A 20,276-nucleotide genomic window follows, 5' to 3' on the forward strand; every position below is an offset into this window, starting at 1 on the left:
CTTCTATGGGGCGGCAGATGTATTCAGGGACGAGCTTCCTAAGGCCTTTGCTTGAGGGCTATCAAAAGCCGGGATGCTGCTGGCAATCAGGAACTGGGCTGCGTAATACGTGGTCATGATCCATACGTTCGAAAAGCGGATATCGGCAACAAACATGTTCCAGGACAAGATCGAGTCCGAGATGACAAAGAGCAGGCTTCCAACCATCGCATATCGATTCCCGGTCATGATGGCCGTCCAGAGCATGAATGAAATGACAGCGATATAAGCGATGACAGGAATAATCAAAGCCTGTTCTCCATTCGATTTGAGCGAAGACACCAATTGGATGCCCATCCAAACCGAATAGCCTGCAATCGGAACGATGCTAAGTAGGCGAGGACCTGAATAACGCCACTGTCCCAAGAAGCCGGCCGTATAGAACAGATGTCCGATCAGAAAGGCAGAAAGACCGACAACAAACCAGATGAGCGTCCCGTCACCGATCATGCAGAAGAACAGTCCTGTTAACAGCAGATAGTGAACCTTAGAGGCATGGGGCGGGAATTGCCGATAGGCAAACAGGATGATGAGCCACATCGGAATGAGCTTGAACAGCAGTTTCATGACCAAGGGTTCGGATGGAATGAAGAAAATATAAAGCAAACTCATAATCAGGATGATCAATGGCAACATGTACCGTTTCAAATACAGTCCTCCTATGCGTATGTAATCTTAATGTTAGACAATTCTTCTTGCAGCGTCCCAATCCCTCTTTCTTCTCTCCGCATGAAAAAGGAATGTAAAGCAAATAATGGAGTTAACTTGAGCTTTGAAGAATGGGGGTACCCGACATGATACGCTACCGATCTCGTAACCGCCGCCCGGCTCCCGCCAAGAAATCAGAGGAGCAGGCGGTATCCCCGAAGTCAGGGTCATCCGTGATTTCAGGCCATATACAAGAGCTGCTTGATCGCATACGGACCGAGTCCGGGGATAGCCCGGATATTGTTACCCGGCGTTTGAAGCTGGGCGGTCAACCGGAGGAGAACTGCGCCATTGTATACTTGAACGGGCTCAGCGATCCTGAGATGGTCAACCATTTCGTAATGGATTCCCTCCTGCGTTTAACCCCCGATTTATGTAAGGGTGAGGGACCCGATGCCTTCCTGGACAAAATCATGAAGGATGGGCTGTCAATGGGCGAATCCAAAATAATGACCGAATGGAACGACATGATGCTGGCCATTCTGTCCGGGGATACGGTGATCCTGCTGGAAGGTGCTGAGAAAGCCATCGTGGCGGGGACGCAGGGCGGGGAATGGCGATCCGTTACCGAGCCGACCTCCCAGCTTGTTGTTCGCGGACCCAAGGATAGCTTCGTGGAGTCCATAGCCACCAACATATCCCTTATCCGGCGGAGGATGAAATCCCCCGATCTCTGGCTCGAGACTATGAAAATTGGCACCGTAACCCATACCCACGTTGCTCTTATGTATGTGAAGGGAAAAGCAGATCCCGGGATCGTAAAGGAGATTAAAGAACGGCTGAATGGCATTGAGATTGAAGGTATTCTGGAATCGGCTTATATTGAAGAATTTATACAGGACAAAACGGTAACCCCTTTTCCCACGATCTACAATACGGAGCGTCCCGATGATGCCGCCAGTAAATTGCTGGAGGGAAGGATCATTGTCCTGGTTGATGGTACCCCCTTCGTTCTGGTCCTTCCAACCTTATTTGTTCACTTCTTCCAATCACCCGAAGATTATGCACAGCGATTTGATATTGCGATTGTGATGCGGATTGTCCGCTATCTCAGTTTTATTATATTGATCTTGGGTCCATCGGTTTATATAGCCCTAACTACCTTCCATTACGAAATGGTGCCAACCTTATTGCTAATCAGTTTGGTTGCTCAACGGGAAGGGGTTCCGTTTCCCGCCTTTGTCGAAGCGATGCTGATGGAAATCGTATTTGAGATTCTGCGTGAGGCCGGGGTGAGGATGCCTAGAGCCATCGGGCAGACCGTCTCGGTTGTCGGTGCTTTGATTTTGGGACAGGCAGTCGTTGAAGCCGGGCTGATTACGCCAGCCATGGTCATTGTCGTGGCTTTGACCGGTATTGCAAGCTTTGCCATACCAGCCTATAACCTGTCTATCGCCGGACGCTTAATACGGTTTGCTTTTATGATACTGGCCGGCATGTTCGGATTTTACGGGCTGACGCTGGGATTAATCATTCTGGTTGCCCATATGAATAGTCTCCGTTCGTTCGGAGTTCCCTATCTATCGCCGATCAGCCCTTTCCGATTACGGAATCAAAAAGACGCTGTCATCCGTATGCCTTTCAAGTCGCTCCAAGCGGAAGCCTTGTCCGCAACTCATTCAGGCAGCATTCGACAAAAAGGTGCTTCGGGGGCAGTTGCATCGCAGGAAGCTGGGAATACATCCGGTTTACACAACCGGAATGCCGAGAGGGATAACAGTAGTGCCGGGGACCGAAATACGGCTGTTCCAGCCGCTGAGGCCAATCGTAAATAACGTTAGGGGTGTGGCCGGGATATGTGCAGATACAGATGGTGGGTTATCGTCCTCCTATGCTGCTGCCTAAGTACGATAACGGGCTGCTGGGATGCGACTGAATTGAATAAGCGGGCCATTGTTGCCGGTATCGGCATTGACTGGAAGGAAGAAGAGCAGCAATATATGATTTCCTTCCAGACCATCATTGCGGATGAAATATCCGGCAAAACGGGCAGGGGAGCGACACCGACATCCATATACAAAGCATCCGGAAAAACGATCATCGAAGCGCTGCGAAATACGTCTCAAAAAGTACCGCGTATCATTTCGCTTGCCCACACGGGATTAATTGTTATATCCGACGAGGTGGCAAGAAACGGAATTATCGATCTATTCGACTATTTGGACCGCGATTCCGATATTCGATTGACGACCGAAATATTGGTGGCCGCAGAAGGGCAAAGGGCGGAAGACGTGGTTGCTGTATTGACGCCCATCGGGAAGATTACGGCCTTCGCGCTTGTACAGAAGATTGAGTTAACCTCGAGACAATTAAGCGAGAACTTCCGTGTAGAGGTGGATGATGTCATTCGGGATCTGCTCGTTCCCGGTGGCGGGCCTGTCATTAACGGCGTTTTCATCGAAGGTGATGCGCAGCGAGCCGTAAAGAAATCCAATCTTGAAAGTTCGGAGAGCGCGGGTCTGGGCGTTATCTCCAATCTGGCTATTTTTAAGGGCGACAAACTTAAAGATTGGATGACCAAGGAAGAGAGCAAGGGAACCGTGTGGATCAAGAACAAAATGCAAGCAACGCCATTAAATATAAAACTTGAAAATGGACAGGGCGAAATTGCATTGGACGTGATGCGATCAAAGACCCGGCTGGAAGCGAAGTTTAAAGATCCGATTCAACCTGTTATCCACATATTCGTCGAACTTAACTACTCGATCCGGGAAGTGATGAGCGACATCGACCTGCGGAATCCGGATTCGATGAGAACGATTGAAGCAGCCGCTAACCAAGAGGTGGCTCGAATTCTGAAATTAGCCGTGAAAAAGTGCCAGGAAGCGAACAGCGATATCCTGGAATTCGGCCAAACGGTAGAGCGCGCCAGACCAGAAGCTTGGCACAAGATGAAGGGTCGATGGGATGTTATCTTTCCGCAATTGGAAGTGGAATATCATGTGAAATCCGTTGTGCGTAACTCACAGACAAGAGATCGATCCTTTAAATACAACATGAAGACCCAGTAAAGGAGAGCTGAAAAGTGAAGGTGAAAATCAGTCCGCTGCAGTTCTTCTCGTTGCTGGTACTGTTTCAGTTCGGAACAACACTTGTCGTGAACATGGGGCTGCAGGCTGGTAAGGATTCGTGGATTGGGCTGCTGATTGGCATGGTAATCGGGACGATGATGTATTCGCTGAATGTTTACTTATACTCCATGTTTCCTGATCATTTGCCGACGGTTTATTATCGAATATTGCTTGGGAAATATTTAGGGGGATTGGTGGGGGTATCCTACTGCGTGTTTTATCTGTATACAGGCTCCAGAGATATCGTGGACGGAGGGTTATTGGTAATGGCTTCGGCAGCCCTTAAGGAGACCCCCCTCCTCATTGTCAATCTGATCATGGTGATGACCGTTGCTTTTGTGCTTCATCAAGGTTTGGAGGTGCTTGGGCGTACCGCTTTGATCTTCTTGGCGATTGTTCTGCTGATCAGCGTATTCAGCGCCCTGGTTATCGTATTTTCATCGATCGTGGAAGTCCATCGCTTGCTTCCTGTTCTGGGTAACGGCATACAACCCATCATTGAATCTGTATTGAAAAAAAATATGCATTTCCCGTTTGGGGAGTTGATCGTTGCTACGGTCCTCCTTCCGCATCTGAGCCAGCAGAAGAGCGGGATTAAGGCAGGGTATCTGGCTATTTTATTCAGTGGAATGATGCTGGCGCTAACCTCTGCCGTTACCATTTCTGTGCTTGGGGACAACATCACGGAGCGTTCGGTTTTTCCACTGCTGACGATGGTCGGAAAAGCCAATATTTCGGAGTTCATTGAGCGGACGGAAATTCTGATCGTGATGGTTCTAATTATTGGTGTCTTTTTCAAAATAAGTCTGTATTATTATGCTGCATTGATCTCTGCATCCGAGCTGTTCAACATTCCCTATCAAAAATTGATTTATCCTTTCGCTTTGATCATGCTCGGTAATTCGATGATTCTCGCCCGCTCGTATAGCGAGCATCTTATGAAAGGAAGCCAACATCTATATACGGTTCTCCCTATATTTTCAATCGCAGTGCCCTTGCTGCTTGTCCTGATCGGTTTGATACGCAGGGTAAGTTCTGAGGGAAAGGCAAAGTCCGAATCTAGCTCCGATTCATGAACCTTGTCCCGCGTTTCCAGGACTTTGGTTTGAATCACGGGGCTTTTTATTTTTGAATGCCCGATAACAATCGGGAAGGATCAGGAGACATAGCAGCACCGTAACCGTTAGCTTCTCTATGATGGAGAATAGAGTAAACTGCCAGTTGATGATAAAGTTATACCATGGGAACCCGAACAGACAATCTGTAAGCACGGTATAAGAAAGGCAGAGGGAGCCTAACAGCAGGATGATCGCATATTTTTTGATATACATCGTTATTTCCTCACATTTCATATGGTTTATGACACGCCAATCCATGACAACGTTGTATTAGTATGAAGGGTTTATTGAATAAACATACAGTGGAGAGTTTTTATCCAATCGAGACGGCTGGGACAGAAGTATAGTAAATCCGTTTATAGATGGGCCTAAGGGTTATAGATCTTATATAATGAAAATAGATAGTGAACCGGGCTTTAGGAGGGGAGAGTTTGTGATGAAGAAACGTCAAGGCGTGAGAAGGCTGCTGGCTGGGATCGTGGCGGTAGTGTTAGGGATGACCGGTTCCGTGGCATATGGGGGAGAAGCTTGGGCTGCGGACACATCCTCAGGTGGACCTATCGAAGTTCGGGTGAATGGAGGCCGACTTCTGCTGGAATCACCTCCCTTTATTCATAACGGCAGGGTGATGGTGCCTTTCCGCGGCATTTCAACAGCGATGGGAGCCGAAGTGCGTTGGGACCAAGCCAAGCAGACGGCCATTGTAAGTAATGGCACACATACAACGAGTTACACCGTGGGGCAGAATCATGCCATGAAAGACGGCAAAGCTGTGACCCTGGATGCCCCGCCTCTGCTCAAGGAGGGACGTATTTATATCCCCCTCCGATTCTCGGCAGAGGGTCTGGGAGGTAAGGTTGTTTGGAATAACCAGGCTAAAGAAGCTATGATCTATCCGTTACTCACACCGAAGGAGGCAGAAGCAGTTCTGTCCAAGATGAGTGATCAAGCGATGACATTTTTGAAAAACAAGGATTTTGAAAAGCTTGCAGAGCTCGCTCATCCAAACGGGATCACTTTTTCCCCTTATGCGCATGTTGACCGGCAGAAGGATGTCACACTTGGCAAGCAGCAGCTGAGGAAGGGATTTAACCACGATACCTTATACCGATGGGGTGAGTATGATGGCAGCGGAGAACCAATCTCGATGAATTTTGAGAACTATTTTAATAAATTCATCTATACCCGCGATTTTGCCGCAGCGCCATGGATCGGTTACAACCAATCCAAGAGCGAAGGAAATACGGTGAACAATGCAAGCAGCCAGTATAAGGGAGCTGTCATCGTCGAGTATTACTTCGATGGAGTTCATCCTGATTATGCGGGGATGGATTGGGAAAGCCTCCGGCTTGTATTTGAACAAGATGGGGAGAACTGGGTGTTATCTGGCGTCATACATGATCAATGGACCATCTGAGATCAACTTGAGCTGTCGAAACCATATATAGTTTGATGGTTTCGACATTTTTTTTAAAAAAATGCTTGCTTTTTAACTCTGGGCGTAATATACTCTTAATTACGGTGATCAACTCGATCACGACTTACATAACATGCGGTCGTGGCGGAATTGGCAGACGCGCACGGTTCAGGTCCGTGTGGGCTAACCCCCGTGGAGGTTCGAGTCCTCTCGACCGCATCTATGAAGCAAAGCTGTTTTTCAAGTGGGAATTTAACTTGAAGAACAGCTTTTTTCGTTCCTCTTCATGTGGAAATCGCGTTATACTAAACAAGAGGAACCGTTCAGCTTTAGGGTAAATTCGATGGAGTTGGATTTATAATATAAGACCTGTTAGCATTACTGGCTGGTTATTATGAATACAAGGGGTGTGATCCTGTGATAAAACCTCGAAAAGGGCTTAGCTTTATTTTGTTGCTGCTTGTTGTCGTTAGTTTGTCTGTTGGATGTCAATCGACGGATGAGGGGAATACGGCTGAGCTTCCGGTACCGGAGCAATCGGTGAATTCTTCGAATGAGGATGCCCCGGAGACAGAGCCCTCATCCGGCTCAGAAGACGATGACGCCGCGGGAAGCGGTGCCGTTGCAGAACCGGATGAGGATACGGACGTTACTCCAGATCATCAGGCCGCTGAGCCCGATGTGGATTTAGCGGATGTGACGGCGGTCCGGCTCATTAATCATAGCTCGGGCTGGATTGGCGGAGAAGGCTGGATTGCTTTTAGTGATAACGGTGGTACGGAATGGGAGGTTCAAGCTCAGCCGAAAGGCACCGTACGTCAAATCTTCGCGCTGAATGGTAAGCAGGCGTGGACGGTGATGGAGAATAACGATCTGTACCGCACTATGGATGGCGGGGAGACGTGGGTTCGGATTGGAAGCACGCCGAATGCCGGATTTCTCCATTTCACATCGCCTGAAACGGGATTCAGCGGTCAAGCCAAAACCGAGGACGGAGGCAAAACTTGGATCAACCAGGATATACCGGATACGACTGTCGGCCGCCCTGCCACGGGAGCTATCACCGATGAAGCTGCTGAAGCTCCCAGGAACGAAGGCGCTGCTGTGTCTTGACCGTTATATGTTGTTTCTGCGAGGCCCCATAACGAATGAATAACAAAGAAGGCCGGAATCTCCGGTCTTCTTTTTGTGGTTCTGCCTCCATTCTCAGCGAGGAAGAGGCAGAACGATGAATCGTATCGTTCATTAAGGCAACTCTTTGAATATCATTCGGGAGCCTAGCCAAAGACCAGCCGTTACTCCGAATAAACCGAAGAGGACCACCAGGACGATCAGATTCAAGGAGTGCCAGCCCAGCAGGAATCCAAAACCGCTTCCCATGGTTGTTCCGGCCAGCAATCCCAATGCAGCACCAATTTGCTTTTGACGTAGCGTCATCTTTCTGTCACCTCAATTGTTGGATGATGCAAACGGAATGTTACTTGTATTCCCTGATCATCTCGAAATATGCCGTAACAGAAAATAAGCCCGGCTTAGCCGGATCGACCCGGCAAGCTGAGCATTGGTTGAATAGTAAGTATGGTTATAATATAACGTGCAACTTCAATTAGGAATTTTGCTTTAATGCGCAATCTGCGAATAGAACAGATTTAGGGATACGGAAGAACTGTTCCGCTTTTTCCTGGAACGCTGCGGACGGCACGGTGCCCTGGTGCAGCCATTTGCGGAATGTGCCGGGATGAACGCCGATCCAGCGGCTGACATCGCTTACCGACAAATCATGAACCATGCACAGACCTGTCAGAATCCGATTGCTAACGGGTGATCGTGTCAGGGTGCGTTTCATGAAACGGGAAGGCGCCGGCTGACAGATTAAAGGTGACTTGTCCAGCAGTTCTTCCCTGAAGAGAATGTGGCGGGGATAACCCAAGTAGTCACAGGCCTTCTCCAGGTTGTTTTTACCGGGAACGCGTCCCTCATATACCCAGGCGCTGACACTACGGGAGGATACTCCCAGTTCCTCGGCCAATTGCGACAATTTGATATCGTTGGCCATAAGTACGGCTAGTAGGACGCGGTTGCGAATTTGGCAGCGGGTCGGCCGGCGAAAGCGCTTGACTCGCACACCTTTCCCCAAATATTTACGATTGATCAGGGACCACGCCTCAATGGAGTGTTTTTCTTGCTGCAGTTGTGTAGGCATAATTCCTCCGATTTTTTTAACACAATACTACAATATTCGACACTCACTTTTCAATAGCCAATCATCAAACAATTGTTTCCATTTCGTTGTTACCTGATTTATAAGTCGGATGTAATGGTCCGATAGACCTACCTGTTTGATTGATTATTTTGATGTATCGTTCGCTTTTTCATGATATTTATAGAGGAAAAAGAGGTTGACGATGAGGAAGTATAGAGTCAAATCCGAACGATAAACGAATTATCTATTGACTCATTCGTAAATCCGTTTTATATTAGCTATGGTTGATGAAGAACAAAGAAGCTTATTCGTATATCCCTGAAAATAAGGTTCAGGGGTTTCTACAAGGGACCTTAAATTCCTGACTACGAATAGGATGCGCAAGCATACCTATTCGAAGCAGGATTTTTTTGTGTCCAGAAGCGGTGTGCAGAAGCGACAGTCAAACACACAGGGGGATATGATGAGCAAATATGATGTTATCGTTGTGGGTGCCGGTCCGGCCGGTATTTTCGCTTGTTATGAACTGACATTGAAGTCACCAGGAAGCAAGGTGCTGCTGGTTGACAAGGGACATGATATTTACCGGAGAAGCTGTCCGATCCTGGAGGAGAAGATTAAGCTCTGTCCACCGGCAGTAGGACGTAAGGAATTTGCCGGTTGTTTGCCGGCTTGCTCGATAACAGCCGGATTTGGTGGGGCGGGCGCATACAGCGACGGCAAATTCAACATCACCACGGAGTTTGGCGGCTGGATGACCGATTATTTGCCCGGCTCCAAAGTCATGGAACTCATCCAATATGTCGACGCTATCAATCTGGAGCATGGAGCGACACCCGCCATTACGGACCCGACAACAAATGCGATCCGGGATATTGAACAGCGTGGATACGCAGCAGGCCTGAAGCTGCTGCGTGCTCAGGTAAGACATCTTGGAACCGAGCAGAATTTGGAGATTCTGAAGTCGATATATGAATATTTGAAGACTAGAATTGATATGGCTTTCCGGGCGGAAGTCGAGGACATTGTTACCGTCAAAGAAGACGGAACTCACCGCGTCACCGGCATTGCGATGAAGGGCGGAGAGGTCCATGAGGCGAATCTGATGATGATTGCTCCCGGCCGCGACGGGTCTGCCTGGTTGACCGGCATACTTAAAAAACGCAGATTGAAAATGCATAATAACCAAGTAGACGTGGGCGTTCGGGTGGAAACCTCGGATGTGGTCATGCGCGAGATCAATGAGCATTTGTATGAAGGCAAATTCATCTTTAACACCTCGGTTGGAACCCGGGTGCGTACGTTCTGCAGCAATCCTTCCGGTCATGTTGTGGTTGAGAACCATAGCGGAGTTATGGCAGCCAATGGCCATTCTTATAAAGATCCGGCATTGGGATCAGCCAATACAAACTTTGCGCTGCTCGTATCCCATAAGTTTACGGAGCCGTTTGACAAGCCTAATGAATATGCGCGTGAAATTTGCAAGCGGGCTAACGATCTATCCAGCGGCGGGGTCATTGTACAGAAATACGGCGACGTGCTCCGTGGCCGGAGATCCACCGAAGGCCGAATTCGCGAAGGATTTCTGGAGCCGACGCTGAAGGAGGCCGTTCCTGGTGATCTTGGCTTGGTGCTGCCGTACAATACCATGAAAAGCCTGATCGAGATGGTCGAAGCCCTTGATAAAGTCACACCGGGGATTGCGTCGGAGCACACGCTGTTCTACGGGGTGGAGGCAAAGTTCTACTCCGCAAGGCCGAAGCTGTCGGAGTCCTTCGAGACGGAAATCAAGGGGCTATACTGTGGCGGGGATGGCGCCGGAATTACCAGGGGGCTTGCTCAGGCGGGAGCCGCCGGCGTCTGGATTGCCCAGAACATGCTGAACCCATTAAGTTCGTGATTGCAGCGGTTGTTCCCTTAAATAGAATGCTGATTTTTGGAGCACATTCTGGTGTAAGCCAGACGGTGCTCCTATTTGGTTAGATCTGGCGCAGCTGATATGTCCGATATGTTGGTGGGAGCGATTTCTTTTTCCGGACGAACGGGGTATGATAGATACGAAAGATTTACATAAATGCTAGAGATGGAGGAACGGACGATGATTAAACATATTGTTTTTTTCAAACTTAAGGACTCATCCGCCGAGAATATTGAGAAGACGGTTCAGGTGCTGCGTGATATGGATGGCAAGATTCCGATGCTAAGATCCCTTGAGGCGGGTGCCGATGTTATTCGCTCCGAGCGCTCATATGATTTGGCTTTGATCGTTGAAGTGGACAATCTTGAAGATTTGCAAGCATATGCCGTTCATCCTGTTCACCAGGAAGTGATCCAATACATTAATACGGTGAAAGATCATACGCTTAGCGTAGATTTTGAAGTGTAGGCAATGATATAGACCTTACAACAACAGGCTGGAGGAGATTTGAGGTGTATTATGTGAATCAAGAACAAATTGAACGGCGCCTGAGCGCGATTCCCGAAATTGCGGAAGGGTTGCGTGCTGCGGCACAAACATGGGACGGAGGCCTGGTACTGGGCTTGGTTCAGGAGCGTGCGCTTCATCTGGCGATCGAAGTCGTAACGGATGTCGGCAGCTACTTGATTGACGGATTTATTATGCGGGATGCCAGCAGCTATGAAGATATCATGGATATTAATCATGAGGAAAAGGTGTTCCCCGAAGAGGTTCATAAGGTGCTGCTGGAGCTGGTACGATTGCGTAAACCGCTTGTACAGGATTACTATGATTGGGACAGGCATGCGCTTCATTCTTTAACCTCGATTCTGCCTGATGTGCTGGAGCAGTTTGCGGGAAATGTCCGTGAGTATTTAAAAAACGAGATGTACTGATGCTTGTATAGTACAATTAAGAGATATCCCATGATGCCATGGGCTCTTCCATACGATTCATCCATAACAGACCTTCAGGGAATCCTTGAACGGTCTGTTTTTTGTTGGCTTCCTTACGAGCGCTGGCATGTTCCGAAGCTTTGGGGATCCTCGTGGTTTTTCGGTGCCGGAATAAAAAAACGCCGATGTTGTGTCAAGACAAGCCCATGCTGCTTATAATGCATCAAGCGACTAGGCATTCGCCCGGTCGGACGAAAGGAGGAGTTCCCCATGACAGAATGGAGTGCGCTGGCCGCTGCCATCGGCATCGTTCTGATCGCGGTTGCGGCGGTGATCATGATGCTGTCGGTTAAAAAGCTGATCGGGCGGGCCGAGACCATGCTGGGCCGCCTTGAGGAAGACAGTACCCGATTGACGCAGGAAGCCTCGCAAGTGCTGGAGCAGGCATCCGTCTCTTTAGAGATGATTCAGCGACAGCTGGCGGCCGGTGAAGCATTTGCCGCTTCCATGTCCGATGCTGCGTCAGCGGTAGCCAAGACGGCCGATGCGGTTCATGCTGTAGGGAAAAAAGCTTCCATAACCGCCATTGAGCATCTGGAACGTGCACGCCTCGATAATGAACGGCAGATCGGGGAGATGTTCCGGTGGGTTGATGCCGGAATGACGCTTTGGCATTCATGGAACAAGTACACCTCCAAGTCCGGCGAAGGGCAAGCCAAATAGAAGGAGAGATGGAATATGAAAGAGAAGAGCAAAGGACTCCTCTGGGGAGTATTGATCGGCAGTGTTGCAGGTTCTGTTACCGCACTTCTTCTGGCTCCAAAATCCGGCAAAGAGCTTCGGAATGACATTGCCGACGGCGCCCGCGGCATCGGCACCAAGGTGCAGGAGGCAGCGGAGAAGGTAGGAGAGCAGGGGGTTAACCTGATCGGCATCATGACAGATCGGGCGGAGAACGTGATCTCCGACATTCAGTCCTGGCGCAACCGGCAAGAAAGCTGGCTGGCGGAAGAGGAAATTGCGCAGGTCTCCTCGTTTGACGAGGATTTTGAAGAAGAGGATTATGCAGCCACTGTTACTGAAGTGAAGATCAACGATGAATCCAGGATCAAATAATCGCTTCAGCACATCATTTACGAGGATAAGGATTACGCCAAAATACATGAAAGCCGGGGCGGCACAGAGCCCCGGCTTTGCTGTGTATAAATGATTCGAAATAAAGTCCCGATTACTGCCCTTTGCTCCGGTAATGGAAATTCGGCGAACGGATGTCGTTATGATAAGAGGTGTGGAAAATATGTGTTGTAGCCGGCGAGACCGGAGGAATCAGCCAGCTCCAATCCCCTGTGAGCTCCCGCCCGGCTTGCTGTTCGCGCTGTTCAAACAAACCGAATTGGGCTGCTGCTGAATGATGGTCTACGATGCTGACGCCTGCTTTCTTGAAGGAATAGAGCACGGCAGCATTGAGTTCAACCAAGGCGCGATCCCTCCATAAGGTCGTCACGCTGGAAGTATCCTGACCCATCAGCTTGGCAATAAGCGGAAGCTTGTTGTAGCGCCCTTCGTCTGCTAGGTTACGGGCTCCGATTTCGGTTCCCATATACCAGCCGTTGAACGGTGCGGCCGTGTATATAATGCCGCCGATTTCAAGCAGCATGTCCGAGATGAAAGGCACCCCATACCATTTTATCCCTTCCTCTTTAAGAGTTGGAAGTTCGGGATGCTCCAAGGGGACCTCCAGCACGTAGGCTTCAGGTATCGGAAGCCACTCCGGCGGCTCATTCCCCTGCTGCACAACCAGCGGCAGCACATCATAGTCGGTCAAGTCTCCCCGCCACCCCAGCTCCATGCATTCCTTCGTGAAGGATAGGGAAGCCGGGTCGCCAATCGTCCCATCCGGCGTTTCGTAACCCGCATACCGAATCAATTGGTGGTTTTTGATCATAAGTGGGGCCTCCCCTGGATGTGCAGCCCTGAAAATCGTAATCGTTGGCATGATTTTTCCGCCATTGGTGGCACTCTCGATATGGTGGAGAAGTGCTGAGAAAATGTCAGCGGTCTCCGTTAAGTGCCTGGCATCGAATACTTTTAGGCGATCCCAAAACAGTCTGCCGATACAGCGGTTGCTGTTTCTCCAAGCCATTTTGGCCCCGTGCGTCAGTTCCTCGAGCGTATGCTTATATGTACCTGTCAGCTTGATCTGTGAGCGGATTTCCATGAGCCGGGCCTCGGTTTCTTCCGGAGAACGGTTTAATTCTGCATAACAAAGCTCGATAAACTGCTTCGCAGCTTCCATAAGGTCGGTATGATGTATGTTGTCATTCACGTAGAATTCTCCTTTACTATACGCGCGCTTACTATAGTATAAACTACCTATGGTCAGCGACTGGCGCAAGAGTCCTACAATTGCTTGAACAAATATCCAACTCTCTTTGCAGCGGCGCCCTTGTTGAAGATAGGGGGGAATTGGGGTAAGATTTAAGGTACATTTCGATCCGAAATGACATATGGTATCACAGTAAACCATGAATTTGACAAGAAGGAAGCGGTGGGTTCGTGCAGCAAGCAATCGCAATACTAGACTCGGGTGTCGGCGGGCTGACAGTCGCTAAAGAAGTGATGAGACAGCTCCCGAGAGAGAAAATTATTTACTTCGGAGATACAGCCCGCGCACCCTACGGACCCCGTACGCCGGAAGAAGTCCGTTTATTTACGGAGCAAATTGTAGATTATTTAATTCAGTATGATCCTAAAATGATTGTGATCGCCTGTAATACGGCTACGGCGGCGGCGCTTGATTATATTTCGTCCAAAGTGCCTGTACCGGTCATCGGTGTCATTCACCCAGGGGCGCGTGCCGCCATAAGTGCAACGAAGACCGGTAACGTCGGCGTAATCGGTACAGTCGGAACCATTGGCAGCGGAGCATATACAGCGGCTCTGAAACAGCTCTCGCCCTACATCGAGGTGGAAAGTCAAGCCTGTCCCGAACTGGTACCGCTCGTCGAACACGGATTGTTCCGATCCGAGGATGCCCTGCAGGTGGTGCAAGAATCCTTGAGAGGCATCAAGGATACCTCCATTGATTGTCTGATCCTGGGCTGTACTCACTATCCGTTCCTGAGGAATACGATCCAAACCGTCATGGGGCCGTCCGTGAAACTGATCAGCTCCGCCGATGAGACGGCTCGCGAGGTCAGCACGATTCTGTACGATAAAGGCCAGCTCGCGAGCAGCATGGAGAGTCCGGTGCATCAATTTTTCTGTACAGGGGATCCGGTCATTTTTCAGAGCATTGCGACCGAATGGCTCGGAGAGCATATCAAGCGGACACCTGTTGTCTGGCAAATTACGAAGCTATAATTCACAGTTCATACCTAAGAGCTAATCTGAATGAATAAGAGCAGGAAACGCAGGCAGGACAAGGAATAAGACCTTGTCCTGCCTTTATTAATTTCCGGTGCCAGGATTAGAAAAAGAGCGGGACTCACGCCCCTTTTTCGATCTTTTGCATCATACATGTTGGACAACCGGCCGCTCATATACATGGAATGGACGCTAATTGAAGCGGCTCTGCCGCGGAAAGGAATCCATTATGCAGCAATATGTCGTACAGAAAGGCGACACGCTGAGACGCGTGGCTGCCAGATATAGTCTGGCGTATGAACAGCTGATTACGGCGAATCCATGGGCGGCGCAGCAGCCGTATCTCCAGCAGGGGCAAATGCTCTATCTTCCTGCATCGTTGCGCCGAAGGTATGTCATTCAGGAACATGATACCTTTGATAGCATTGCCAATACGTTCCGGTTTCGGAAGGAAGCCTTGGAAGAACTGAATCCCGGGTTATCGGCTCATCATCTGCCACAGGGAAAAACGATCGTTCTGCCGGGTACCACGCATAAGCGCATGATACGATTAACCGGTGAATACGGACCGGGGGATCTGGAACGCGATATACAAGAGATGCAGCTGCGCTACCCTGTTATCGAGTGGAGTGTCATCGGCCGAAGTGTGCTCGGCAAACCACTATATGCGGCCAAAATCGGTAAAGGCCCTAAGAACCTTCACATTAATGCAGCACTGCATGCCAATGAATGGATCACAACCCCTTGTCTGATGCGTTTCATGGAGGAATACGGCAGGGCATTATCGCAAGGGTCGCCGGTTTATTTTCAGGAGCCGGATGCCTGGTACCGGAACTATACGTTATGGGTTGTGCCGATGGCAAACCCGGATGGGGTAGAGCTCGTACAGGAAGGAGTCACTCCTTCTCATCCATATTATGAACGACTGCTCGATTGGAATGGCGGACGCGAGGATTTTCGGCGCTGGAAGGCGAATATGAACGGCGTGGATTTGGGTGACCAGTTCCCTGCACATTGGCATGAGGAAGTCGCGCGTAGGGGGAAAGTCCGCCCCTCCCCGCAGGATTATGCGGGGACTAAGCCGCTTAGCGAGCCGGAAGCCGAAGCCGTATATCAGCATACATTATCGATATCTCCGGAACGCGCCATTTCCCTTCACAGCCAAGGCAGGGAGATCTATTGGAATTACAGGGACTACGAACCTCCGGAAAGTGAGGACATGGCCAGAAGATTAGGTCAGGCCGGCGGTTACAGGCCGGTGAAGCTGCAGGGCAGCGATGCGGGTTACAAGGATTGGTTCATTCAGCAATACCGGAGGCCGGGCTTTACCGTGGAGATTGGTTATGGGATGAATCCGCTGCCGCTTGAGGATTTCGAGGATCTGTGCGTCGAGGTGGGATCCATTCTAGCTGCGTTTATGTCTTTGGAATAGGATATTTTGAAACGAAAAGGTCTATTTAACGTATACAATATAGAAGAATTCGGCCGCTGCTTTCATGGATCACAAGGCAGTGGCCTCTTTTCGCCCTTTTACCGCTTGCGGCCCGGACGGAATATGGTTTATGCCGGGATTTCTTAGAGATTTGCTATTTGGGTAATGATATAGACATGCTGCGTGGAATGGAGGGAACAACATGAAGTGGAGAAGATTATGGTCGCTTCGGCGCTGGTCGCACGTATTCCAGCGGATATTCGGTTATTTAACCTCTTCCCGGGTTACACTCGGGGACAAGCTGTTATTCCTGGTTCCGGTTGTGCTGTACTGGGTGCTGCCAGACTTTATGCCATTGCTGCCGATTGATGATATCGGAGTTACGATGCTGCTGATGAACTGGTTCGTATCCCGCGTCGAACGGAAATATCCGGGCCTGCACGGTGAGGATCAAGGCACCGCCAAGCGCGTACGGTAAATGGGCTTCGGGCTGTAACAATACAGACAGGACCCTTGCGAAAAAGCCGGCAGGGGTCTACAATAACATATTGAATGAAACATCCGTGAGGAGATGAATATACGTGAAATGTAAAATTACACGAAATGCCGCCAAGGTGTTAAAGCGAGAGCTGGACAAGGAAGAGAACAAGGACAAGAAACTTCGTGTGCTGGTTACCCATGCGCATGGAGATCATGCCCACTACGGTCTGGATCTGGATACGCCGAAGGAAAATGATGTCATCGTAACAACAGATAAAGAAATCGATGTCATTTTGGAGGCGGGACAACCTTTCCTGGACGGCGTCAAAATCGACTATCTTTATTTTCCTGAGGAAGGCTTTGTGATTACGAATCCATCCCAGGGCAATCACGGCGACCACTAGGTTACTTCAGAATAAAGAAGGTAATGTACAATGGCTAATGATATTCGCGTCTGCGAGAAGTGCAGACATACGAAGTTGAAGACTATGATCCCGAAGATTAAGAAAATGGTACCGGATGCCGACATTAAGATCGGCTGTAAATCCTATTGCGGTCCTTGCGGCAAACGCGCATTTATTTATATCAATGGCCGCTATGTCAGCGCGCCTACCGAGGATGAAGTGCTGGCAAAAGCGCTGCCGTTTGTGAAATAACAAACAAACAGCAGGCTGTTTGACACACCTTCATCAAAGTTTCGAGGTATTCCCATTCTACGGGTATAGTTCCTGGCTCCGCCATCCATGCTAAGAGGGCAACAGGAACAACAACTTTAGAAGGGAGCATCCGTCATGAACAGTCACGATTCCAGTCTTCATTCCAACAGTCCCAGCAACAGCGCGCTAGATTCCGTTGAGAAGCTGCACCGTGCCGTATCCTCGGCAATGTCCCACCCGACGGAACAGCTGATTCGGCAAGCGGAGAATTCGTTATCCCACACGGAGCAAGCGGTTTCCCAGGTGATTGAGCAGGGGAACGAAAACGCGGTGGAATTGGCCGAAGAGTTGTTAGACGAAGAGAAGGAACGTCTGTCCAAGCTTCGTTCAGCAAAAAAGTAGTTTATGATCCTGTGCAGTCCGTTCAATAGCTTTCGAGCTAATGAGCGGACTTTTTGTTGTTTATATACACATTTGAATTATATACTTGATTCCGATATATATTTTTGTTAAATTGTTGTCATGGATAGAACAAGTTTAATTAAAGGGCATTTGGAAATGTGCGTATTGGCCATTCTGAGCCATGGCAAGAGTTATGGTTACGAGATCATGAAGGAGCTGGAGAAGCACCGACTGAAATTGAAGGGAGTAGGAAGCATCTATCCAATCCTGTCCAAGCTGAAAGATCAGGGATGGGTGACGGATACGAGGGAGCTTAGCGAGAGCGGCAAAGCCAGAGTGTACTACGAGATAACGCCTAGCGGAGATTTGTTTCTGGATAAGAAAATCCAGGAGTGGCAGGAGCTGCAGCAGGATATTCAATCATTGCTTTCATCGAATGTGCAGCGAATGGCCGATGGCGTGGAGCAGGAGAGCCAGAGATCATGACATTGTCCTATGAAGAAGAGCAATTTATTGCGAGCGTTCGCCGTGAGTTGAAACGGTACGATATTACGTCAAGCCAGATGGATGAAGTTGAGGAACAGATTCAGGAACATTTGGAGGCAAGCCGGGAGCATGGGGAGTATGGTCTTGAAGATCTGGGCTCTCCCAATATGTATGTCAGGGATTATGCAGAGGTGCAAGGTTTGGTTAGAGTACAAGACGCCAGGGATCTCGAGTCTGTTCCTAAAGAACCGGGACCGAGTAGCGGGCGGTTGAGCGTATGGGGCTTTCTGAAATATCCACTGGTCTTTACGGTGGTTTATATCATATGTCAGCTGTTGTTTTCCTTCTCATTAACGACGGCATGGGTGAAGGGGTATGAGATAACCAGCTTCAATCTGTTGTACCGGATATCCGATCAGATGTGGTGGAATATGATGTTGATCGTATTCAGCCTTTCGATTTCGGCACTCGTTACGATTCTGGTCTACGTCTTCGGTAAAAGAAAATATAGACGTTCCCTGTTTACAGAAGGAGAAAGCGTGTTATGAGAAAGAAGTGGACGCATGTCGTTCTAACCGTTCTGGCATTCGTGCTTCCGACATGGGGGAATGTAGTTAAAGCGGAAGAAGTCATGGCTGATAAGGTTGACATTTACATGAAGGCGGCGATGGAAGAATATCAAATTCCGGGCCTTTCCGTTGCCATCCTACAGGATGGGGACATGGTTTTTACGAATAGTTATGGCGTTACAGCAGAAGGCAGTACAGTCAGCTCCAAAACTCCATTTTTACTAGGATCCATCTCCAAATCCATGACGGCGTTAGGGATTGTCCAACTTGTGGAGTCGGGCAAGGTGGATTTGGATAAGTCCATTGGAGCCTATCTGCCATGGTTTGCGGCTGAAGCGTCTTCTGAGGTGTCATCGATAACGATAAGGCAATTACTGGCTCAGACGAGCGGATATAGTACATATACGGGCTTGGAGTATTCCGATGTGGGTGCGAAGGATGCTTCTTGCCTGAAAGAGAATGTGCGCAATCTCTCGAACGCGATGCTTAGCAGGACACCAGGAGAACAACATCAATACAGTAACGCTAATTATATGATCCTGGGTGCAGTTCTGGAGGAGGTCTCGGGTCAATCCTATGCCGATTATATGGAGCAGCATGTGTTTGGCCCGCTGGGCATGAGTACGGCTGCAGCCGATGAGGAGCGAGCGGTTCGAACCGGATTTGAACAAGGGTATCAATCGTGGTTCGGCTATCCGCGAGTGAGCAGCGTTCCCTATGACAATAGCGGTGCTTCTTATGGTTATATCACGGCGAGTATCGAGGATATGACGCGGTATCTCCAATTTTTGCTCGAAGATAACGACATGCTGCTGAGTCGCGAATATAAGGAGCTGTTCTTGTCACCTTTAGTTCAGCATCGACCGGATCGTGCCTATGGTTTTGGCTGGAGAATAAGCGAGACGGACCAAGGCGAGACCCTGATATGGCACTCCGGATCAACGCCGGAGGCACGGGCGGAAATCTTCTTCATCCCTGAGCGGGGCGTAGGGGCCGTTATATTAACCAACAAGGATCACATTTTGGAGGAAGCCAGATTGTTTCAGGTCTCCAAGGATTTGAGGGGGATATTAGATGGACAAGACACAAAACCGCCTTCCGCTGGAGTCCATCCGGTGATTTGGGGATTGGCGGGAACTTTGATCATCCTGCTCGCTATTCTGATATGGTTGCTGCTAAGAATGAAGAAACGCAACTTGAAGTTATATCTCACGCTTCCGCTGAGTTTGGTTTTCTTTGCGATGTCAGCTGGCATCATTCCGCTCTTCATGCGTCTGACAAGCTCCCCTTGGAATTCAATACGACTCTTTGCACCTGACATTGCCTATATGACGCTAGGGATTGTAGCTATCCTGGCATGGATGGGGCTTGTGCTGATGTACGGAACGCTTGTCAGCCGGAGAAAACAGCTTGAGTCGGTTACCCGCCGGGCTTGATATAAGAAAGGTTACCATTAAAAAGATGATCCCTTCATAA

Annotated in this window: 23 protein-coding genes, 1 tRNA gene and 1 riboswitch; of the genes, 20 read left to right on the forward strand and 4 right to left on the reverse strand. The window is 49.3% G+C overall.

The features are described 5' to 3' along the window. Positions 1-3: 3 nt before the first annotated feature. On the reverse strand, positions 4-687 hold the full coding sequence (locus ACETK5_RS04400; protein ID WP_394054370.1) for a lysoplasmalogenase: 684 nt from the start codon (positions 685-687) through the stop codon (positions 4-6). 146 nt (positions 688-833) lie between these two features. Here ACETK5_RS04400 and ACETK5_RS04405 point away from each other — a divergent pair, with 146 nt between their 5' ends. The 6 genes from ACETK5_RS04405 (at position 834) to ACETK5_RS04430 (ending at position 7,466) form a co-directional block, all read left to right on the forward strand. Continuing rightward, positions 834-2,522 (forward strand): spore germination protein, encoded by a 1,689-nt coding sequence (locus tag ACETK5_RS04405; RefSeq protein ID WP_394054371.1) that lies wholly within the window; start codon positions 834-836, stop codon positions 2,520-2,522. A gap of 21 nt (positions 2,523-2,543) precedes the next feature. Continuing rightward, the gene (locus ACETK5_RS04410; RefSeq protein WP_326113801.1) at positions 2,544-3,758 is read left to right on the forward strand and encodes a Ger(x)C family spore germination protein; all 1,215 of its coding nucleotides are present in this window, start codon (positions 2,544-2,546) and stop codon (positions 3,756-3,758) included. A 14-nt stretch (positions 3,759-3,772) separates the two neighbouring features. Beyond that, entirely contained in the window at positions 3,773-4,894 is a 1,122-nt protein-coding gene (locus ACETK5_RS04415; RefSeq protein WP_394054372.1) for a GerAB/ArcD/ProY family transporter, read from the forward strand. A gap of 478 nt (positions 4,895-5,372) precedes the next feature. After that, on the forward strand, positions 5,373-6,353 hold the full coding sequence (locus ACETK5_RS04420; RefSeq protein ID WP_394054373.1) for a copper amine oxidase N-terminal domain-containing protein: 981 nt from the start codon (positions 5,373-5,375) through the stop codon (positions 6,351-6,353). 135 nt (positions 6,354-6,488) lie between these two features. Then, positions 6,489-6,572: transfer RNA gene (locus tag ACETK5_RS04425), tRNA-Leu, on the forward strand. A gap of 198 nt (positions 6,573-6,770) precedes the next feature. Further along, complete coding sequence (locus tag ACETK5_RS04430; protein ID WP_394054374.1) at positions 6,771-7,466, forward strand: WD40/YVTN/BNR-like repeat-containing protein; 696 nt, start codon at positions 6,771-6,773, stop codon at positions 7,464-7,466. A gap of 132 nt (positions 7,467-7,598) precedes the next feature. Here the strand turns inward: ACETK5_RS04430 and ACETK5_RS04435 are convergent, their stop codons facing one another. Together ACETK5_RS04435 and ACETK5_RS04440 are read right to left on the reverse strand one after the other, a co-directional pair. Continuing rightward, positions 7,599-7,790 carry a hypothetical protein gene (locus ACETK5_RS04435; RefSeq protein WP_100538523.1) on the reverse strand — a complete coding sequence of 64 codons (192 nt, stop codon included), beginning with the start codon at positions 7,788-7,790 and terminating at the stop codon, positions 7,599-7,601. 169 nt (positions 7,791-7,959) lie between these two features. Continuing rightward, complete coding sequence (locus tag ACETK5_RS04440; protein ID WP_071223142.1) at positions 7,960-8,556, reverse strand: helix-turn-helix domain-containing protein; 597 nt, start codon at positions 8,554-8,556, stop codon at positions 7,960-7,962. A 288-nt stretch (positions 8,557-8,844) separates the two neighbouring features. Further along, a riboswitch (purine riboswitch) is annotated at positions 8,845-8,944 on the forward strand. 75 nt (positions 8,945-9,019) lie between these two features. Here ACETK5_RS04440 and ACETK5_RS04445 point away from each other — a divergent pair. The 5 genes from ACETK5_RS04445 (at position 9,020) to ACETK5_RS04465 (ending at position 12,525) form a co-directional block, all read left to right on the forward strand. Continuing rightward, positions 9,020-10,456 (forward strand): NAD(P)/FAD-dependent oxidoreductase, encoded by a 1,437-nt coding sequence (locus tag ACETK5_RS04445; protein ID WP_394054375.1) that lies wholly within the window; start codon positions 9,020-9,022, stop codon positions 10,454-10,456. Between the two features lie 198 nt (positions 10,457-10,654). Then, positions 10,655-10,942, forward strand: a complete 288-nt coding sequence (locus ACETK5_RS04450) for a Dabb family protein (RefSeq protein ID WP_076325696.1) — start codon at positions 10,655-10,657, stop codon at positions 10,940-10,942. Between the two features lie 44 nt (positions 10,943-10,986). Beyond that, complete coding sequence (locus ACETK5_RS04455) at positions 10,987-11,409, forward strand: DUF86 domain-containing protein (RefSeq protein ID WP_100538521.1); 423 nt, start codon at positions 10,987-10,989, stop codon at positions 11,407-11,409. A 270-nt stretch (positions 11,410-11,679) separates the two neighbouring features. Continuing rightward, positions 11,680-12,132, forward strand: a complete 453-nt coding sequence (locus ACETK5_RS04460; RefSeq protein WP_326092646.1) for a DUF948 domain-containing protein — start codon at positions 11,680-11,682, stop codon at positions 12,130-12,132. Positions 12,133-12,147: 15 nt separating this feature from the next. Continuing rightward, positions 12,148-12,525 carry a YtxH domain-containing protein gene (locus tag ACETK5_RS04465; protein ID WP_100538519.1) on the forward strand — a complete coding sequence of 126 codons (378 nt, stop codon included), beginning with the start codon at positions 12,148-12,150 and terminating at the stop codon, positions 12,523-12,525. A gap of 112 nt (positions 12,526-12,637) precedes the next feature. Here the strand turns inward: ACETK5_RS04465 and ACETK5_RS04470 are convergent, their stop codons facing one another. Continuing rightward, on the reverse strand, positions 12,638-13,705 hold the full coding sequence (locus ACETK5_RS04470) for a nitric oxide synthase oxygenase (protein ID WP_394057326.1): 1,068 nt from the start codon (positions 13,703-13,705) through the stop codon (positions 12,638-12,640). A gap of 260 nt (positions 13,706-13,965) precedes the next feature. Here ACETK5_RS04470 and racE point away from each other — a divergent pair, with 260 nt between their 5' ends. From racE to ACETK5_RS04515, 9 genes are all read left to right on the forward strand, one after another. Next, positions 13,966-14,772, forward strand: a complete 807-nt coding sequence (racE, locus tag ACETK5_RS04475) for a glutamate racemase (protein ID WP_100538518.1) — start codon at positions 13,966-13,968, stop codon at positions 14,770-14,772. 232 nt (positions 14,773-15,004) lie between these two features. Beyond that, on the forward strand, positions 15,005-16,207 hold the full coding sequence (locus ACETK5_RS04480; protein ID WP_100539484.1) for a M14 family metallopeptidase: 1,203 nt from the start codon (positions 15,005-15,007) through the stop codon (positions 16,205-16,207). A gap of 202 nt (positions 16,208-16,409) precedes the next feature. Then, a complete protein-coding gene (locus ACETK5_RS04485) occupies positions 16,410-16,685 on the forward strand; it encodes a hypothetical protein (protein WP_127591571.1) in 276 nt (91 codons plus the stop codon). Between the two features lie 103 nt (positions 16,686-16,788). Then, the gene (locus ACETK5_RS04490; RefSeq protein ID WP_100538516.1) at positions 16,789-17,091 is read left to right on the forward strand and encodes a heme biosynthesis protein HemY; all 303 of its coding nucleotides are present in this window, start codon (positions 16,789-16,791) and stop codon (positions 17,089-17,091) included. Between the two features lie 30 nt (positions 17,092-17,121). Beyond that, positions 17,122-17,343: a YuzB family protein gene (locus ACETK5_RS04495; RefSeq protein WP_100538515.1), complete on the forward strand. Its 222-nt coding sequence runs from the start codon at positions 17,122-17,124 to the stop codon at positions 17,341-17,343. Positions 17,344-17,478: 135 nt separating this feature from the next. After that, positions 17,479-17,745 carry a hypothetical protein gene (locus ACETK5_RS04500; RefSeq protein ID WP_394054376.1) on the forward strand — a complete coding sequence of 89 codons (267 nt, stop codon included), beginning with the start codon at positions 17,479-17,481 and terminating at the stop codon, positions 17,743-17,745. 120 nt (positions 17,746-17,865) lie between these two features. Beyond that, positions 17,866-18,231, forward strand: a complete 366-nt coding sequence (locus tag ACETK5_RS04505; RefSeq protein ID WP_100538513.1) for a PadR family transcriptional regulator — start codon at positions 17,866-17,868, stop codon at positions 18,229-18,231. Continuing rightward, entirely contained in the window at positions 18,228-18,779 is a 552-nt protein-coding gene (locus tag ACETK5_RS04510) for a hypothetical protein (protein ID WP_394054377.1), read from the forward strand. The genes ACETK5_RS04505 and ACETK5_RS04510 overlap by 4 nt, the downstream gene beginning before the upstream one ends. Next, positions 18,776-20,236 carry a serine hydrolase domain-containing protein gene (locus tag ACETK5_RS04515; protein ID WP_394054378.1) on the forward strand — a complete coding sequence of 487 codons (1,461 nt, stop codon included), beginning with the start codon at positions 18,776-18,778 and terminating at the stop codon, positions 20,234-20,236. Before ACETK5_RS04510 ends, ACETK5_RS04515 begins: the two co-directional genes overlap by 4 nt. Positions 20,237-20,276: the final 40 nt, after the last annotated feature.

The organism is Paenibacillus ilasis (assembly GCF_043195395.1).
GTDB lineage: Bacteria > Bacillota > Bacilli > Paenibacillales > Paenibacillaceae > Paenibacillus_AQ > Paenibacillus_AQ lautus.

Coding starts and splice junctions, on each gene's coding strand:
- ACETK5_RS04405 (WP_394054371.1), top strand. CDS start 834: ATGATACGCTACCGATCTCGTAACCGCCGCCCGGCTCCCGCCAAGAAA.
- ACETK5_RS04410 (WP_326113801.1), top strand. CDS start 2,544: ATGTGCAGATACAGATGGTGGGTTATCGTCCTCCTATGCTGCTGCCTA.
- ACETK5_RS04420 (WP_394054373.1), top strand. CDS start 5,373: ATGAAGAAACGTCAAGGCGTGAGAAGGCTGCTGGCTGGGATCGTGGCG.
- ACETK5_RS04435 (WP_100538523.1), bottom strand. CDS start 7,790: ATGACGCTACGTCAAAAGCAAATTGGTGCTGCATTGGGATTGCTGGCC.
- ACETK5_RS04440 (WP_071223142.1), bottom strand. CDS start 8,556: ATGCCTACACAACTGCAGCAAGAAAAACACTCCATTGAGGCGTGGTCC.
- ACETK5_RS04445 (WP_394054375.1), top strand. CDS start 9,020: ATGAGCAAATATGATGTTATCGTTGTGGGTGCCGGTCCGGCCGGTATT.
- ACETK5_RS04450 (WP_076325696.1), top strand. CDS start 10,655: ATGATTAAACATATTGTTTTTTTCAAACTTAAGGACTCATCCGCCGAG.
- ACETK5_RS04460 (WP_326092646.1), top strand. CDS start 11,680: ATGACAGAATGGAGTGCGCTGGCCGCTGCCATCGGCATCGTTCTGATC.
- ACETK5_RS04465 (WP_100538519.1), top strand. CDS start 12,148: ATGAAAGAGAAGAGCAAAGGACTCCTCTGGGGAGTATTGATCGGCAGT.
- ACETK5_RS04470 (WP_394057326.1), bottom strand. CDS start 13,705: ATGGAAGCTGCGAAGCAGTTTATCGAGCTTTGTTATGCAGAATTAAAC.
- ACETK5_RS04480 (WP_100539484.1), top strand. CDS start 15,005: ATGCAGCAATATGTCGTACAGAAAGGCGACACGCTGAGACGCGTGGCT.
- ACETK5_RS04485 (WP_127591571.1), top strand. CDS start 16,410: ATGAAGTGGAGAAGATTATGGTCGCTTCGGCGCTGGTCGCACGTATTC.
- ACETK5_RS04495 (WP_100538515.1), top strand. CDS start 17,122: ATGGCTAATGATATTCGCGTCTGCGAGAAGTGCAGACATACGAAGTTG.
- ACETK5_RS04500 (WP_394054376.1), top strand. CDS start 17,479: ATGAACAGTCACGATTCCAGTCTTCATTCCAACAGTCCCAGCAACAGC.
- ACETK5_RS04505 (WP_100538513.1), top strand. CDS start 17,866: ATGGATAGAACAAGTTTAATTAAAGGGCATTTGGAAATGTGCGTATTG.
- ACETK5_RS04510 (WP_394054377.1), top strand. CDS start 18,228: ATGACATTGTCCTATGAAGAAGAGCAATTTATTGCGAGCGTTCGCCGT.
- ACETK5_RS04515 (WP_394054378.1), top strand. CDS start 18,776: ATGAGAAAGAAGTGGACGCATGTCGTTCTAACCGTTCTGGCATTCGTG.